Source organism: Comamonas testosteroni ATCC 11996, from assembly GCF_000241525.1.
In the GTDB taxonomy this organism is placed as follows: Bacteria; Pseudomonadota; Gammaproteobacteria; order Burkholderiales; family Burkholderiaceae_C; genus Comamonas; species Comamonas testosteroni.
This window is the reverse complement of record NZ_AHIL01000041.1, coordinates 158,210-172,702: the sequence shown is the minus strand read 5'-3', so window position 1 is coordinate 172,702 and position 14,493 is coordinate 158,210. Positions and strand designations below refer to the sequence as shown.

Below are 14,493 nucleotides of genomic sequence, written 5' to 3'. Positions count from 1 at the left end.
TCCACCACCGAAGTACTAGGGGAGGCTTTCACTTTATGAGTCGCTTAGAGTAGCCGCCTCAGGTCCCAGCGGCTTTGCCCACCATCGACATGATGTACGGGAGCACGATTTCTGCACCCTTCACAGAAAGATGCCACCCATCAGAGTACAGAGGCATGCCATCCTTTATCGCCATGCAGGTGTCGTTATCACAGAGCACGTCGTTTGGATCGATGAAATACACGTTGCCTCCTGGCTTCGCCAACGCCTTCAGGGCGACATTTGTCGGATCATCATTCCTGGCAATTCGCTCTTTGCAATTGCGCGGGATGAGGGTGCTAGAGCCTAAGCATGTGATAGCGCTATAGGATGGATTTGGGCTGCCGATGATGAAATAGCGGCGCTGATCTCCTCCATCCAACTTTAGCTGGAGAATCTTGTCCTTCAAGAACTGTGCATAGTCTTCGCGCGGCTTAGTCTCCCCAGCTTCAAGAATGGCCCCTCTATATCCACTCCAACTTGAAGCAAAGATAACATCATGAGCTGGGTTATCAGTCATGGCAGCCTTTATTTTTGGATATTCAGCTGTACATGATTGATCTTCTGTGCCATTTACTAATGTCACGGCCCCCGGTGCTATTAGGCAACCGTGATCAAATAATGCATTGAAACCAACTTGATTATCCTTGGAAAATTCATCCATCGCCTTGGTGTATTGCATACCATAGCTATCACCAAAGAATATGAACTTTTTCTGTGAATCGACACCAACTTTTATAAATTCATTGGAGGTGTAGCCAATACCTCCCCAGAATTTAGTGTGATATTCCTCTCCAGAATATGCATACTTCTCGTCAACACGCCACTTCCAGCCGTCGAATTTCCAGATACTGCTACCTACAACAAAAAAGATCGCAGCGCTTGCAAAAATAGTCAAGGCAAAGACTGCATCGCCTGCACTGACCATCCCGGAAACCGGTTTTGTCTTCGAGTGCCTCAGAGGTGTCTCAACAAAGGAGTACATCAACCAGCCGACGACTATGGACGCTGCACATAGGCCAAAACGGACACCTTGGCTTGGAGGATCAATCAGCCAGTATTCTGTAAAGACAATGATTGGCCAGTGGACGAGATACACCGAATAGCTTATTTTCCCAATGCCAACTGCAGCGGGATTCCCTACTAAGCGTCCGACCAAACTATCACGGCCAGAATAGATCATCAGGGCCGTTCCAAAGCATGGAAGAATCGCATTAAACCATGGGAACAGCGTGTGCTCGTCATAGGCAAAAATTGCATAGCCGACCATAGCAAGGCCTGCGAGCATCAGCACATCCAGAAGAATTTTCCTCTTCGGCTGGAACATCTCAAGCCACACGATGATGGCTCCAAAGCCGAATTCAAAAACCCGAAACGGCAGCAAAAAGTAGATCGCAGCCTTGCCTCCTGGAAGGTCGGTGGATGCGAAAAAATTCCCTAAGCTGGTGTTGCTGAAGTCCTTTAGATACAGCGACTGTGAACCGACCGCGGCATCGTTCATCAGCAGGCTTACCGCACTGATTGTCACCAGAAGCACCGGAGCTAGCCACTTGCCACGAACCTTTAGAGCAAGAACGAGCATCAGCGGCCACAGCAGATAGAACTGCTCTTCGATCGCAAGCGACCATGTATGCAACAGCGGCTTCAACCGTGCAGCCGCATCAAAATAATCCGACTCCAGCCAGAAATAGAAGTTCGAGATGCTTGCCATTGCATGGATCAGCTCTCCCCCGAAGCGCTCGAGGTATGGTGGAGCAAATAGCAAAATAGCCGTGACTGCAGTCAGCAAGAATGTGACCATCATCGCAGGGAGCAATCTGCGAGCACGCCGAAGATAGAAATCCCCGAACGAGAAAGAGCCGGCCTCAACCTGATCCTTTATCAGCTTTGTAATCAGATACCCACTGATCACAAAAAAAACATCAACCCCAACGTATCCCCCACTGAATGATGTGAAACCTGCATGGAACAGTAGAACGCTTAAGACTGCTATAGCACGTAGCCCATCAATGTCTGCCCGGTACTTCATATCTCTTCATTTTTTTATGAACATTCTTTCATTCTAGTTAGGGGGAGCTCAGGGAACATTACGGGAGCCGGCAGCGTCGTCCGGCTTTCCGAAGAAAACATGCCAAATTGCAGTAGCGATCTGGTGGCGCCTAAGGCCATGCATCGTGGATCATTCGCGCATCAGATGCGTGTCCATCAGCTTGTCTTGCCATCCATTGATATTCCGCTGTGCACGAACTGAGTAGCTCTCCTGCGGTTGCGGCGTACTCATCAACGGCGGCGCGGGAAGCGGCTGCGATACGGGAAGGCACTCCGGCGAGTTGCTTGCGCAGGCCGTCAGCAGCAGCGGCAGCACGACCAGCATCAGCCAGCAGGATCTCGGACCGAGCCTTGGCAGACTTGATTGCGTCATCCTTGGTTTTCTCCATGCGCAAATAGGAAGTCAGGGCCGATGCGCTAGCTCGCATCTTCTGCTCTGCATGCTCTTTTTTCAGGAGTGATATGCGGGCCTCTGCGCGCTGGGCATTGACCCACCAGCCAGCGGAAAAGGCCATGGCCAGCAGCACGACCAGCACCAGGACCTTGGCTCGGCCAGTCATGCCAACCCCTGCTCGCAAAGTTGTCGCTCAGCAGCACGGCGCCGAACCAGGCCCGGCAGCTGCTTTCCGCTGGCATAGGTCCAGCGGCTGAGCTCTGCGCAGGCGCCATTGATGTCGCCCGCATTGGCCTTGCGCACCAGGGTGCTACGGCAGAAGGCGTCATCCCCCACATTAAAGGCGAAGCTCAGAAAGGCCGCGCGCTGGCCGTCCGTCAGTGGGGTACGCACGCAGCTCAGGGCGTTTGCGTGCTTGGCCAAATCCTTGTAGAGCATCTCCTCGCACTGCTCACGCGTGTAGGTCTGCCCCATCTTGAGCTCGGGCCCTGTGTGACCAGTGCACGCCGTGACGATGCCTACCGGGTCGCGATAGGTGCTGAACACGGTGCCCTCATAGTGCTGAACGAGGGGAACAGCTAGGGCGGCTGCGCCGGCTCCAACGATAGCGATGAATTTCGATTTCCAGCTCATCAGCCACCTCGCGCACGGACCGCAGTCCAGAATCCAAGCAACGCCGTGCCCAGCATGACCACATACGCCACTGGCTTTGCCAGCTTCCCCAACCAGTTCAGAACCTTGAAGGCTCCGCGCATAGCCGTGAAGAATTCCAGCAGGTCGGAAAGCTGCTGCTTAAGTTCGTGAAGTTCCTGCCGGGTCTTGCCCAGCTCTCTCTCTATGGCTGCCATACGCTCGCTTCCTTTATCAAACCGGTCGTTGATCTGCAGCCTTGTCAATGCAGGCAGCTCGTTTCCGTAATCGTCCATTCGCCCTCCCTGGCACGAAAAAGCCACCCGAAGGTGGCCGATAAAAACCGCAGGTAAATATTGATTTAAATATTTCCTGATGCAGTAACAGCCCAAAAGCTGCCATTAAATATCAAATCACACCATGTGTTATAGACCATGGTTTTTCCAGTACTTCCTACTTCAAGTGTCCATGGCCCTCCAACATTTGCAGCAGACCGTGTTATCCGTAATTTCTGCCCATATGCAACATTTAAAGTAGGAAGAGAAATACTCCTATTGGCACTAAAGGCTGTGTCGAATATTAAGTGAGTTGGTGATGCCGTTGGATTAAATGTGTAATCTGTATCTCCAACGCTATTTACGCCAGCAACTTCTATTGATCCTGGCATGTTAGCGATTAACGATGCTTTTGCAAGGAATGTTGATCCATCCGGCGCGCTGTGATAGACAAGTCCAGAGAATGCAAGATTCTCAAAATATGGCGCAGACCCACCGTCCTGCCTATTTCCTACAAAAACGCCGTCCCATCCAGGCATAAGGCGCACAGACTGCGCAAATGAGCATCCGGTGACAAAGGTGTTTCCATAAATATCGACTCGGACCCCTGCATTTCCCCAGCGAACTCCTTGGATGAATAGGTGGCCGCAGTCATTGGATGTGTCGACCTTAGTGACCTGACCAGACGTGATGAACACGTTGTCGCAACCAGCGGCAAGATCGATGGAGCCTGCATAGTTCGGGTTGGTGATCCTGCGAACGCTGTAGCCCGTGTCCTTGCCCAAAAGCTTCAGGCCAACAATTGCTCCCTGACCAGAGCCAGCTAGGGCCGTATGGTTGTTCACTCCTGCTCCAAAGCCGGCGCTTGCCTCAAAGGCGATGTGCTCGCCAGAGAATCCCTTTGTCGTGAAGTTCTCATAGCGTGGGTAATGGGAGTTTGCTTTTACCAGTGCGGCACGGCCTGTGTAAGTGCCGTATTGTCCGTCCAAGGTCATCTCGCTGACGCTGTGGTATGGGCAGGCATCGAGCTCGAACAAGTCACCATTGAACTGCTTCGTGATGATCGTTGTTCTTTCGCCATCGCCCACAAATCGCAAGCCGATGTTCGCCGATGTAAGGGTCTTCTTGCTGGTGAAAACGTAGTTGCCAGCTGGAAATCGGATAAGACCGGGACCATTGGCTGCAGCTATCGCAGCTGCCAACGCGGCATCGGCTATCTGTCCGTTTCCAACGTCGCCATAGTCCTTGATGTTGATTTCATCGAGCAACTTGTCTTTGACTGTGCGGCCATCGAGAAACGCAACGATCATCGCCCCCATTGCAGGGTCGATAAGATCAAGTCTCAACTGATCTAGATTGACTGCAAAATCCAGCCCTGATACACGGTTGAAGTACCTCGTGCGCGCGCCATTCTTGGTTTCATCCCGTGCGATTTCGACCAAACCATCAAGGGGTATGTTGGCTCTGTCCGCCTCAGCTTGGGCATAGGTGACGTAGAACTTGAGTGGGCCGCTGGCCGCTGCTGCAGCAATTGCATCATCGCGAGCCACTTGTGCCTGATCACGGTAGCTTCCTGCCTCGACGGTTGCTTCTGATACCGCCTGCGCAATATCGAGCTTAGCCGTTTTCTCGATGCCATGCCAGGTCTTACGCGGCTTCCCGAGGCGGTCGATCCATTCTTCCGCAGTCTGAGAGTTCACCGCGCGGTCCATGTTCTGCGCGTTATCGAACAGGTCGCGTGGGTCTTGGCTACCCAGAGGATTGTGGGTGTTGTAAGTGGTCATGCGCCCTCACAGAAACAAAAAGCCCGCTGGGCGAACCAAGCGGGCGGGTGTTGAAGATCTCTACGGCCAGGCGGCCTGCTACTCAAATTGGCGGTGGCGCGTTGTTGTCGTCATCGAACAGGCGGGCGTCGTAGTTCACGCACTGCATGCTGGCTCCATCGGTACCGCTGGGGCTGACCTTCTTGACGATGGCCGGGAAGCTCCAGCGGGTGACCGGCCCGAAATACACATGGGGAGGCTCCGGCAGCTTGATCTGCGGCCACTCCCCAGCCGGGATCGGGGCCAGCACTTCATAGGCGCTTGCCCCTTGAGCTGCTGGCCATGGCCCGGCCAGCGTGCCGTCAGGCCTGCGAAACGCCACGACATACGAATCTGCGCTATCCCAGCGCAGCGGCTCGGTCACCTCCAGCCGGGCCTGGCCGCTGGCATTGCTGATGCCAGTGAGCAGGGCCGACTGGCCGAAGCCGGGGATGTCATCGACTAGGCTGACAAAGTCGCCGTAGCTGTTGTTCAGCGCGTCCAGCTCCGTGGTAAAGCTGTAAGTCCAGCGCTCATACCGCTGCTGCCGGGCGCGGCGCATGCCGATGCGCCAGGCGCGCGTGCGGTCTGTCACCCCCAGTACTTTGAGCTTTTCCAGCTTGATGCCCAGCGAGCCAGGCAGCACACAGTTCACCGTCTTGGTGTTCCAGTTGTCGCCGGCGTCGCTGAACTCCACCTCCACGCCATCGTTGTCGTCAGGCCGAATGCCGGTGAATGACCGCGCAATGCCCTCCATGGTGTTCTGCGCGCTGTAGGCATGGCCGTCTTCGACCGTACGCACACCCGCGCGCACAGAGCGCAGCAGGCCGTCATCAATCGTCAGCTCGGACATGCCAGCGGCCAGCACTGCCTGCAGGGCGGCGAGCACTGTGGTTTCGTCAAACACATGGTCTGCCGTTTCACCGCGAGTCATCCAGATGCCATGCAGGTGCTGCAGCTCCGCCATGTCGATGCTGTCCAGGCCATAGCCCACCGTGCTGCTGATGTGCCGCAGAGCGGCCGAGATATCCCGTGTAGGCTGTTCTGCGCTCCAGGAGCCATCGCCTTGAAGCACGGGCAGCATGCGTGTAGCCACCAGGTTGACCTGGTTCTCCGACCTGGCTGCGATCTGCCCCAGGCCCCGCACCCGCACGCTCAGCGTGGTCCAGTCCGGGTAGCTGGTGCGGGTTGGCAACCGCGTGCGCATGGCATACCACTGCACCTCATCGTGCACCTGCGTGCTAGTGCTCTTGGCACCCCGGCGCCGCACGCGCACCTGCGGCCGCATGGCATAAGGCAAGGCGATACGCTCGGTGAAACCGATCTGGTCCATGGTGGCATCGGTGTACCACTTGACCACGCTCTGCCAGGCGCCGCCGGCGGCGTAGTCGCGGTACTGGATCTCCACCCCCACGGATCTACCCTGCACCTCCCCCTTGTCGGAGACATAGCAAAGGCCCTGGCTGAAGAAGATATCGACCTCCAGCGTGGTGGAGACCTCAGCGGCCGGGCAGCTTACAAAGGGGCCAGCCTGCTCGCCGTAGACGGTGTCGGCCTGCACGGTAAAGCTTGCCTTAGCCGCCGGCACTGTGCGCGGCACAAAGCCCGCCCAGCTGCCGCCTTCGCTGGGTGCAAGCGTCAGCACCTGGCCGGCCACTGACGCGGCCGTGTAGGTACGCCCTGCCCGGCACACGGCCAGCGATATGACCCCATCGGGCAGGCCGCTGATGAGCCTATAGGTAAAGCCCCCGTCACCGTCGCTGACAGGCTCAGCCAGGGTGATCATGTTGCCGGCCACGGATTCCACTCGCAGCGAGCCAGTGAGCGCACCTGAAGCCGTGAGCAGCATCCACAGCGATGGCGCAATCTCGCTCCAGTCGGCTGTGAAGGTGTTGTAGGAGCCACCCTCCTCGCCCGTCATCAGCACCGTGGCGACCGTCACGTCTTGCTCAAACATCAGCGACATGGCGGTGCCAGAGCCCCAGGCATTGGGCCAATCCACGTCGGCCGTGATCTGCGCGCCATTGAGCGCATAGCTGCCAGCCGTAGGATTGACGTTGCCCGAATCAATGGCGCTCAGCTCAAGCCCCGCCGTTCCGGCGCTGGTGCCGCCCACCTCCGGGCAGCTGTACCAGTTTTCATGCTGGGTGATGCCGCCGATATCGGCACCAGGCCCATGCACCGTGAACTCTGCGCCCTCCAGCGTGCTCAGTGGCGTGTTGCCGATCTTGACCGTGGCCGGGTCGATCTGGTACTGGCCGGGGCCGACACAGAGCAACATCTCCAGCCATTGCTCACGCGGCGTGCTGAAGTAGCGGCGCGGCGGGGTCAGATAGTCCGGGTAGCGAATGAACTGGCCCAGCAGCTCAGGCACCACGCCATTGAGCTTTGCCGTGTTCGCCTTACCCTCGGCCGAGCTCAGCTGCTTGCCTTGCGGCGTGTCATAGCGCTGGTTGCTAGTCGATGGGAGCAGCCAGCCAAAGAAGAAGTTGAAGATGCTGCCCACCAGCTTGAAGACGCCGCCGTGAGGGATGGGGCGGATATCAACCTGGTCTTCATTGCTGATCACCGTCTGGGCCCAGGCCTCCACCGGCAGCAGCACGCCATTCAGGTGCAGCGTGATGGGCTGGATCTCGCGCGCCGCATAGTCAATGCCCACCGCCGCGAACCAGCCCGCAATCGTGCCCGCCCAAGGGTGCGACTCCACAGGCTGACTCGGCATCTGTCCGGGGTAAATCTTGATCGTCATAAAACAAAACCCGCGTGTAGCGGGCCTGAAATCGGTTGAGAGCAGTCAGACATGGCCCATCGGGCTCATCGGTTTCGAGTATTCGCAGCTGGCCGTCCACCTCGACCACCAGCCCCACATGCACGCACAGGCTGGCCCTCCAGGCCGTGGCAACCGCGCCTGCCCGAGGGCTGCACGGCGCGAAGCCATGCAAGGCTATGACCCGCTCGACTGCCCGCGTGATGCCGCGCAGCTCACCCGGCCAGGCATCCTGCAGGGTCGGCAGCAAGGCCCGACCGAACAGGGCCGTGCGCGCATCGCGCACCAGGCCCCAGCAGTCGTAGTCCACGGGGCCACGCCCGCCTCGCACATAGCGCGTCCGCAGGAACTGCCTCATTGGTACTTGACGCCAGGCGCCTTGTCCGCCGTGTAGCGATCACGCGGCCAGGCCAGATTGAGCAGATCGAAGTAACTGGCCTCAATCTGCAGAGCATTGCTATTCAGATCGCCTCCCTGGATCAGCATGCGCTTCGGTGCAGCCGCCGGCGCCGATGTGTCGGTCGACACATACTCGCGGTAGACCACATACGAAGGCTGGCCAGAGTCGAGCGCATCACTGATCAAGCGGTGCGCGCGACCATCGACCACTCCCAGGCCAAAGCGCAGAGACTGGTTTCCGATGGTGCTGCGCTCCGGCAGGGAGATCTCCAGGCCGCAGGCCTCAAAGAGCTGCGGCACCCCGTCCACCCCCAGCGTGAGATCTTCATAGCTGTGCGCTAGACGTATGTGCTCGCCACCCGGCAGCTCGATGTCCAGAGTACAGATGCGCACGGTCGTCACATCGTCGCCGGCATAGAGCAGCTTCAAGGCTGTACTGGTTGCCATGTCTACCCCTCCGGCCATTCTTGATTCACCGCCCGGTCGATGATGCTGGAGCCGATCACCAACTCCGGCAGCAAGCCCCAGCCAGGCGGCAGCAGCGGCCGCGCCCACACCTCAATCGGAGCGGAGATCTGCCAGCGGTCGATCCCCACCAAATCCGGGCCTTCATACATGTCCGCGAATCGGCAAAGCAGCTTCCCCGGCCCCATGGGCGTCCTGAGCGGCATGTTGAACCACTCCGTACCATCGATCAGCGTCTCAACAAACCACGCCTCAAAGGACAGTGCTTGCGCCTCCGTCATCAGCCATGCACACGTGTGCATACTCGGCACACTCTTAAATTTGCGGCGCTGCCGAGACCGCCCCGATGCCATAGGGGTTCGCACAAATGGCTTGACGTGTCGGGTTGTATGCCCATCACGCAGCACGCAGGGGAAGCCCTGCGGCCAGTCAATGTTTGAAGTGAATGCCATCTATCGTCCTCGGCGCGTCAGCCCGTAAGTTGTTTCCAGCGCAGTTGCTTCCTCGCCGCCGCTGCGGATATTGCGAACAAACACGTTCGTGCTGTAGCTGCCATCAGCGTTTTGCGTCTGCTCGATCTGGCCGGCCTTGCTGGCGTCCTCGATGACATTGACGATGGGTGCGCTGCCTGCAAGCTGCGCCGCATAGTCAGCACGCGTTGCAATACGCGGCGCACCAACAACGCCCCCGCTGGCATAGCCCGGCATGCCGTGCAGGCTGCGACGGAATGCCTCGAATGCTGCAGGCCCACCGAGCGCGGCCATGTCGTCCTGGTTGAGAACGCCCTCGCCCGCATGCACCCAGCCCGCGATCTGCAGCCGTGCACCAGGACCGGTATAGCCACCCTGGTCAAAGCCGGGGATCATGGCCAGACCTTGGCTCAGGGCCACCGTGCTGGCAATGCCCGCACTGGCAGGCGCCGCATTCGCACCAAACGATGCGAGCGAAGCCATGGCAGCAGCCGGCGCCCAAGCTGCAGCAGTCGCAGCACCAGCAGCCAGAGAAGTGGCTACACCAGCCGCCTGCAACGTATCGCCCAGCAGCTTATTGGCCACCATCTGGATGCCCATGCGGATCAGCATGCGTAGCACTTCTTCGCCAATTGAAGCGAACAGGCTCCCCACATCCATCTTGCCGGTCTTGACGAAGTTGACCAGCATGTCCTCCATGCCAGTGAAGGCCCTGGATGCGATACCCTGCGCCTGCGAGTACATGTCGCGGGCGTTTTCCAGATACGTTGCGAGACCCGACTGAGCACCGAGCAGCCAATTTCCCTCGCGCTCGCGCTTTTGCTGCAGGAAGTCTTCATACAGCTGCAGCTCCTGCTGCTGGGCGGTCTGCGTGATCCGAATACGCTCAGCAAACGCGGCCTGGATGCGTTGACGCTCTTTCTCAGTATCCGCACCGATGACTGCGCTGGCCTGGTCTTGCTGCAGCTTTCTCAGCTCTGCCTGGTGCTGCTGCATCAGCGAGATCTTTTCGTGCAGCTCTGCGGCAGACTTATCACCCATCCCGTAGGTCAGAAGCTCCAACTGCAGTTGCTGCTCTTTGGCGATCAGACGGTTCTGCGCCTCATAGAGCACATTGCTGCGCTCCACTTCGACCGCACGCTGGCGCTCTGCCTCCTTAGACATATCGATGGCCGTTGCAAGGCCAGTCGCTTTGCTGAGCTGAGACTCTGAGAGCTTCAAGCTTTTGCTTTGGATATCGTAGAAGAGCTGCTCGTATGCCGATCTCTCCTCAATCTTGAAAGCCTGATCTCGCAAGGACTGCAAGAACTTTTCTGCGGCCTCCTGATCTTTTTCGGCTTGGGACTTGCCTTTGCCTCCATCAGGTTTCGGCGGCGTTACCGGGGAATAGGGTCCTTTGGGCTTCGGAGGCTCCGGGAGCTCAACCTTAGGGACTTGAACATCCTTTTGATTTGCCCAGTTCTTTAGGGCATCCGATGCATCCACTGCCGCGTTCTGCGCCTGAAAAAGCAGATCGCGCGTCTTGCTTACATTACGCTGCAGCCGCGCATTCCCCGGATCTCTGCTGAGAGCTTCCTGGTGACGCTCCAGTGTGCCGGTCAAACGTTCGACATGGGCAGAGGCCTCCGATGCGGAAGCCTTCATCTTGCCGAAGTCATCCGTTCCAAGAAGCGCACCAAGCTTGTTTTTCGTGTTGATGAAAGCGACGATATTGGCGGAAGCTTTCACTACCACATTGGTCAGATCGACAACCCAGCTCATGAGCGTTGCAAAGGCCTGCCGCGTGCTTTCATCAGCTAGTTGGCTATTGAGCTGAGTAAGCGCCGGGAGCACCTCCACAGCCACAGCATTCTTGATGCCTTGCAGATTGGCTTCAAGCTTTCGTGTCTCATCACGATATGCAGCACTGGCCGCCAGCGCGTCCTGATTGAGCACCAAGCCATATTTTTGCGCCTCGGCAGCCAACTCATTCCAGGCTTTGCCGTTGTTTTGCAGCAAAGGCTGCAAGGCCGTAGCATCATTGGCCACAGCCTCCAGGTAGAAAACCATGTCCTGCTGGGACAGGTTGGCCTTGGCCAAACTGTTGTAGTACAGCTGCAAGGCATCAGCACCGGAGAGTTTGCGGAACTGGTCGATAGTCACACCGACCTTGGGAGCGATCTTCTCGAAGAAGTCCTTCATTTCGCCGCCGCCGGTCTGCGCAAAATCGCCAAACTTGTCCTGCACATCCTTGAAGATGTCGGCCATTTTCTCGCCGCTCACGCCAACCTGCTGGGCACCATAAGCCAACTCTTGAAAGCGAGTGGTAGACGTTCCAGAGATACGCGACAGCGTCTCAACCTCTTTGGCAGCATTGGCCGTTTCCTTGGCCAGGTTGACTACCCCTTGCACCGCCCCTGTAACGCTGATTCCCGCGATGGTTGCAGTGAGTACCGTGCCAATACCGGCCCATGCCTTTTCTACGCTTTGAGCCCGAGCCTTGAGCTTTTGCTCCATCTCTCGGGACTTGCGATCTGCGGCGCGCTCAGCATCGGTCATGCCTTTGACAAAGCCACCGATTTTGGCGATCAGATCGATTGTCAGTGTGCCAAGTTGCCGTGCCATGTTTCAAGCGCCCATAAGGATCGCCGCTCGAAGGCGGCATATAGGAAATCACAGAAGCTTCATTGCCTCCTCCAGCGTCAGCACTGCACCGCTCGCCGACCGCTCCCCCCACTGAGGAAGGAAGTCAGAGAACGCGGGTGACTTGCTGCCACGCTTGCGGGGCACAGTGCTGCTGACAGTGAGCGACACCGTGGCCCCAGCATTGGCGATGTGCTTGGCAAGAGTCAAAGGGCCGTGGAGCCGCCGGTACTCTTGCCAGGCAAGGACTTCTTCGTAGCTGAGGTTCGCCTTGGCTTGCGCAACTGTCCAGCCGCCGATGCCTGCGAGGACGAGCTCGTGGAGGAATTCATCGGCGGCGGAGAGTTTTTTGGGGCATTGACCTCATTGATAGCGACCACCATGGCCCAGGCCAGCGAGGGCCACAAGCTGTATGCTTGGTCATAAGTCAGCTGCTCAGAGGGCTTTTCAATGCCCAAACGGACAGAGAGGCTGATCATCTTGGCACCCTGACTGCGGTCAGGCTCCCCTTTGCCTGCGAAACTTTCCATCACGCCGAAAGGCTGACGCACGACCCAAATATGGTCGATGTGGATCGTGCCGTCCTTATCCAGCCACTTGATTTCCTTGTGGACGGGCGCGGAATCGACAAAGCCACCACGGTTCATCAAGTCCTGAATATTCATGGTGCGCGGCCCTTCACCAGCCATTCAGCCGCAGTGGAGCGCTTGATCTTGACAGAGCCCTGCACGGGTGCCCCGCCTGCTTCGAAGCCCGTGAAGTTCATGCCCGAGATATGGCCGCGCCAGGTACTCCAGGTACGTGTCTCAGGCAGCTCCCAGTCTTCATTAGCAGCGGCGGGGCCAGTGGGATCGATGTCCACGCCGTCGCCCCAGCCCATGGCCCAGAGCACTTTGGTGCGCGCCTTGTACAAGGACCAGAGCTTGACATGGCTCGGATCAGCGGGATCGATGCGCACCGTGAACGTGGCATCGCCAGGGGTAGTCAACCCGGGAAAGGTGGATTTCGACTCCATCTCTTCCAGGCAAGTGTCATCGTGCTCGTCACGCTCGTCCTCGCCGGTATCGACGGTCAGCGCGCAAGCGACTTTGATAACTTCAGCAGCGCCTGCGTCTTTGGGCATGAGCGCATAGAGCTGCGTGCCTTGGGGCAACATAGGCATGGCGGTTCCTTTCGGTGGTTTCCGCGCGTGGCGGGATGGGTGAAAAAATCAGGTACGGCGAACCCACCAGCTCACGTCCAGGCTGATGCGGTAGGTACGCGTTGAGGGGTCACGCCCCATGTCGCGAATGGTGTTGATGTAGCAGTTCAGCTCAATCGCGCTGCGCAGAGCATCCCGCACCGCCTTCGCTGATTGGGCAGACTCTGCCCAGATGTCGATTGAGAGCTGCCCCTCATCGGCGCAGGCACGGCCGGCCATGACGTTGCTGGGCAGCAAGTCGGTGCGGTACGTCACATAGGGGTAGACACGCTCTTCATCGTCGTTTTCGCCCCAGGGATAGATCCGAGGCTCCGGGTCACCCAGCAGAGCGAGCACGGCAGGCGACGCCTTCGCCACACGGTAAAAAGGCACTGTCATTTCAGCTTGCTCACGATCTTGGTGATCTGCTTGTCCAGATCCGTGCCGAACAAGTTGATCGCCTGCTCTGCCGTGGCCTGGGCCGCCGGCACCAGGAACGGTTCGGGCTTTGCCACCTCAGTGCCCAGTTCAATCAAATGCCAGTGCGGTGTGTTGCCCTTGGGGCCTGTGTCGGGGTTCCCCTTGGGGATACGGCCCTTTTCAGTGCCGACGCCCACGCTGATCATCAGGTCGCCTGTGCGCTTGTAGTGGCGGCTGCGAAATCGCTGAATGATGTTGTCCGAGATCTTGCGACCCGTTTCAGCATCATCAATGCTCTCTGCATTGATCTTGGCTTGCCTGCGCACCACGCTTGCAGCCTGACCCAGCGCCGACCGGCCAGGCTTGAGCTGCAGCTCGCGCGGCAACGCAAGCAATCGCTTGCGCAGCTCACCCGCGCCGCTCAAAGTGAATTTGATGTCATTTGCCATCGTTCACGCCCTCACTGACTGGGTGGGTCTGATACTCGCGACCATTCTTCTTGTCAGGAAGTGCGGCCGCGATGGGATAGATGCTGCCGTCATCGCTGACAAAGCGCATTCCACGTTTCACACGCGGATCTCGGTAAGTGATGATGTGAGCCGATATTTCGCTCTGGGCTGCAGCAGCGGCAATGAATGCCCGGCCGCTCAGGGGCTCAATGCTGGCCCAGAGCTTTCCGATCTCTATCCAGACCTCATTGATGACTGCACCTGTGTCCGGGTCCCGCCCGGTCTGCCGCTGCTGCAGGCTGAGCAGATGATTGAGAGAGCCAGCGCGAATCATCCGAGTGCCCTCCCATCAAGACCCACATTGGTGGGCAGATCCTGCTCCGCATAGTCCAGAGCAATGACTTCGGCCAGTTGCTCAATCGACTGGGCCAGGCGATTGACCGCCTGCGTCTGAGCCTGGATCTGCATCACCAGTTGCTGCTGGCTCTGCAGGAGCTGGCGCGTCAGCGATACCGAGGATTTGTTTCGCACGATTCAGACTCTCCTTCCCCCA

The 14,493-nt window shown here is 58.1% G+C and carries 17 protein-coding genes and 1 pseudogene; 1 reads left to right on the top strand and 17 read right to left on the bottom strand.

The features are described 5' to 3' along the window. Positions 1-58 precede the first annotated feature (58 nt). The 10 genes from CTATCC11996_RS18200 to CTATCC11996_RS24660 form a co-directional block, all read right to left on the bottom strand. Entirely contained in the window at positions 59-2,047 is a 1,989-nt protein-coding gene (locus CTATCC11996_RS18200; RefSeq protein ID WP_003078925.1) for an acyltransferase family protein, read from the bottom strand. Positions 2,048-2,177: 130 nt separating this feature from the next. After that, on the bottom strand, positions 2,178-2,603 hold the full coding sequence (locus CTATCC11996_RS18195; RefSeq protein ID WP_236597797.1) for a hypothetical protein: 426 nt from the start codon (positions 2,601-2,603) through the stop codon (positions 2,178-2,180). A 20-nt stretch (positions 2,604-2,623) separates the two neighbouring features. Next, positions 2,624-3,094 carry a lysozyme gene (locus CTATCC11996_RS18190; protein ID WP_003078922.1) on the bottom strand — a complete coding sequence of 157 codons (471 nt, stop codon included), beginning with the start codon at positions 3,092-3,094 and terminating at the stop codon, positions 2,624-2,626. Further along, entirely contained in the window at positions 3,094-3,387 is a 294-nt protein-coding gene (locus CTATCC11996_RS18185) for a hypothetical protein (protein ID WP_003078919.1), read from the bottom strand. The genes CTATCC11996_RS18190 and CTATCC11996_RS18185 overlap by 1 nt, the downstream gene beginning before the upstream one ends. Positions 3,388-3,452: 65 nt before the next feature. Next, positions 3,453-5,150 carry a glycosyl hydrolase family 28-related protein gene (locus CTATCC11996_RS18180; RefSeq protein ID WP_003078917.1) on the bottom strand — a complete coding sequence of 566 codons (1,698 nt, stop codon included), beginning with the start codon at positions 5,148-5,150 and terminating at the stop codon, positions 3,453-3,455. A gap of 82 nt (positions 5,151-5,232) precedes the next feature. Continuing rightward, positions 5,233-7,917: a host specificity factor TipJ family phage tail protein gene (locus CTATCC11996_RS18175; protein ID WP_080569896.1), complete on the bottom strand. Its 2,685-nt coding sequence runs from the start codon at positions 7,915-7,917 to the stop codon at positions 5,233-5,235. Beyond that, entirely contained in the window at positions 7,817-8,293 is a 477-nt protein-coding gene (locus CTATCC11996_RS18170; protein WP_003078913.1) for a hypothetical protein, read from the bottom strand. Before CTATCC11996_RS18170 ends, CTATCC11996_RS18175 begins: the two co-directional genes overlap by 101 nt. Then, entirely contained in the window at positions 8,290-8,781 is a 492-nt protein-coding gene (locus tag CTATCC11996_RS18165) for a DUF1833 family protein (RefSeq protein ID WP_003078912.1), read from the bottom strand. The genes CTATCC11996_RS18170 and CTATCC11996_RS18165 overlap by 4 nt, the downstream gene beginning before the upstream one ends. 2 nt (positions 8,782-8,783) lie before the next feature. Beyond that, the gene (locus CTATCC11996_RS18160) at positions 8,784-9,251 is read right to left on the bottom strand and encodes a hypothetical protein (RefSeq protein WP_034349572.1); all 468 of its coding nucleotides are present in this window, start codon (positions 9,249-9,251) and stop codon (positions 8,784-8,786) included. After that, positions 9,252-11,276 (bottom strand): phage tail tape measure protein, encoded by a 2,025-nt coding sequence (locus CTATCC11996_RS24660; protein WP_157999251.1) that lies wholly within the window; start codon positions 11,274-11,276, stop codon positions 9,252-9,254. Between CTATCC11996_RS24660 and CTATCC11996_RS26595 the strand changes: the two genes are divergently transcribed. After that, positions 11,217-12,014 (top strand): hypothetical protein, encoded by a 798-nt coding sequence (locus tag CTATCC11996_RS26595; RefSeq protein ID WP_238532426.1) that lies wholly within the window; start codon positions 11,217-11,219, stop codon positions 12,012-12,014. The genes CTATCC11996_RS24660 and CTATCC11996_RS26595 overlap by 60 nt on opposite strands. Before the next feature lie 3 nt (positions 12,015-12,017). Here CTATCC11996_RS26595 and CTATCC11996_RS26590 read toward each other — a convergent pair. The 7 genes and pseudogenes from CTATCC11996_RS26590 to CTATCC11996_RS18115 all read right to left on the bottom strand — a co-directional run. Further along, a pseudogene (locus tag CTATCC11996_RS26590) lies at positions 12,018-12,101 on the bottom strand (hypothetical protein); the annotation flags it as partial. Further along, complete coding sequence (locus CTATCC11996_RS18140; RefSeq protein ID WP_003078903.1) at positions 12,098-12,556, bottom strand: phage tail assembly chaperone family protein, TAC; 459 nt, start codon at positions 12,554-12,556, stop codon at positions 12,098-12,100. The pseudogene CTATCC11996_RS26590 and the gene CTATCC11996_RS18140, both read right to left, overlap by 4 nt. Further along, positions 12,553-13,053: a phage tail tube protein gene (locus CTATCC11996_RS18135; protein WP_034349571.1), complete on the bottom strand. Its 501-nt coding sequence runs from the start codon at positions 13,051-13,053 to the stop codon at positions 12,553-12,555. The genes CTATCC11996_RS18140 and CTATCC11996_RS18135 overlap by 4 nt, the downstream gene beginning before the upstream one ends. Before the next feature lie 48 nt (positions 13,054-13,101). Then, entirely contained in the window at positions 13,102-13,470 is a 369-nt protein-coding gene (locus CTATCC11996_RS18130) for a DUF3168 domain-containing protein (RefSeq protein ID WP_003078899.1), read from the bottom strand. After that, positions 13,467-13,940, bottom strand: coding sequence for an HK97-gp10 family putative phage morphogenesis protein (locus tag CTATCC11996_RS18125; RefSeq protein ID WP_003078897.1), 474 nt, complete (start codon positions 13,938-13,940; stop codon positions 13,467-13,469). The genes CTATCC11996_RS18130 and CTATCC11996_RS18125 overlap by 4 nt, the downstream gene beginning before the upstream one ends. Beyond that, positions 13,930-14,274, bottom strand: coding sequence for a phage head closure protein (locus CTATCC11996_RS18120; RefSeq protein WP_003078894.1), 345 nt, complete (start codon positions 14,272-14,274; stop codon positions 13,930-13,932). The genes CTATCC11996_RS18125 and CTATCC11996_RS18120 overlap by 11 nt, the downstream gene beginning before the upstream one ends. After that, positions 14,271-14,471, bottom strand: coding sequence for a hypothetical protein (locus CTATCC11996_RS18115; protein WP_003078892.1), 201 nt, complete (start codon positions 14,469-14,471; stop codon positions 14,271-14,273). Before CTATCC11996_RS18115 ends, CTATCC11996_RS18120 begins: the two co-directional genes overlap by 4 nt. Between the last annotated feature and the right edge of the window lie 22 nt (positions 14,472-14,493).

Bases quoted from the DNA above. Each gene is read 5' to 3' on its own strand.
- CTATCC11996_RS18180 (WP_003078917.1), bottom strand. From the start codon at position 5,150: ATGACCACTTACAACACCCACAATCCTCTGGGTAGCCAAGACCCACGC.
- CTATCC11996_RS18135 (WP_034349571.1), bottom strand. From the start codon at position 13,053: ATGCCTATGTTGCCCCAAGGCACGCAGCTCTATGCGCTCATGCCCAAA.
- CTATCC11996_RS18120 (WP_003078894.1), bottom strand. From the start codon at position 14,274: ATGATTCGCGCTGGCTCTCTCAATCATCTGCTCAGCCTGCAGCAGCGG.
- CTATCC11996_RS18165 (WP_003078912.1), bottom strand. From the start codon at position 8,781: ATGGCAACCAGTACAGCCTTGAAGCTGCTCTATGCCGGCGACGATGTG.
- CTATCC11996_RS18125 (WP_003078897.1), bottom strand. From the start codon at position 13,940: ATGGCAAATGACATCAAATTCACTTTGAGCGGCGCGGGTGAGCTGCGC.
- CTATCC11996_RS18190 (WP_003078922.1), bottom strand. From the start codon at position 3,094: ATGAGCTGGAAATCGAAATTCATCGCTATCGTTGGAGCCGGCGCAGCC.
- CTATCC11996_RS18160 (WP_034349572.1), bottom strand. From the start codon at position 9,251: ATGGCATTCACTTCAAACATTGACTGGCCGCAGGGCTTCCCCTGCGTG.
- CTATCC11996_RS18175 (WP_080569896.1), bottom strand. From the start codon at position 7,917: ATGACGATCAAGATTTACCCCGGACAGATGCCGAGTCAGCCTGTGGAG.
- CTATCC11996_RS18185 (WP_003078919.1), bottom strand. From the start codon at position 3,387: ATGGACGATTACGGAAACGAGCTGCCTGCATTGACAAGGCTGCAGATC.
- CTATCC11996_RS18200 (WP_003078925.1), bottom strand. From the start codon at position 2,047: ATGAAGTACCGGGCAGACATTGATGGGCTACGTGCTATAGCAGTCTTA.
- CTATCC11996_RS18170 (WP_003078913.1), bottom strand. From the start codon at position 8,293: ATGAGGCAGTTCCTGCGGACGCGCTATGTGCGAGGCGGGCGTGGCCCC.
- CTATCC11996_RS18140 (WP_003078903.1), bottom strand. From the start codon at position 12,556: ATGAATATTCAGGACTTGATGAACCGTGGTGGCTTTGTCGATTCCGCG.
- CTATCC11996_RS18130 (WP_003078899.1), bottom strand. From the start codon at position 13,470: ATGACAGTGCCTTTTTACCGTGTGGCGAAGGCGTCGCCTGCCGTGCTC.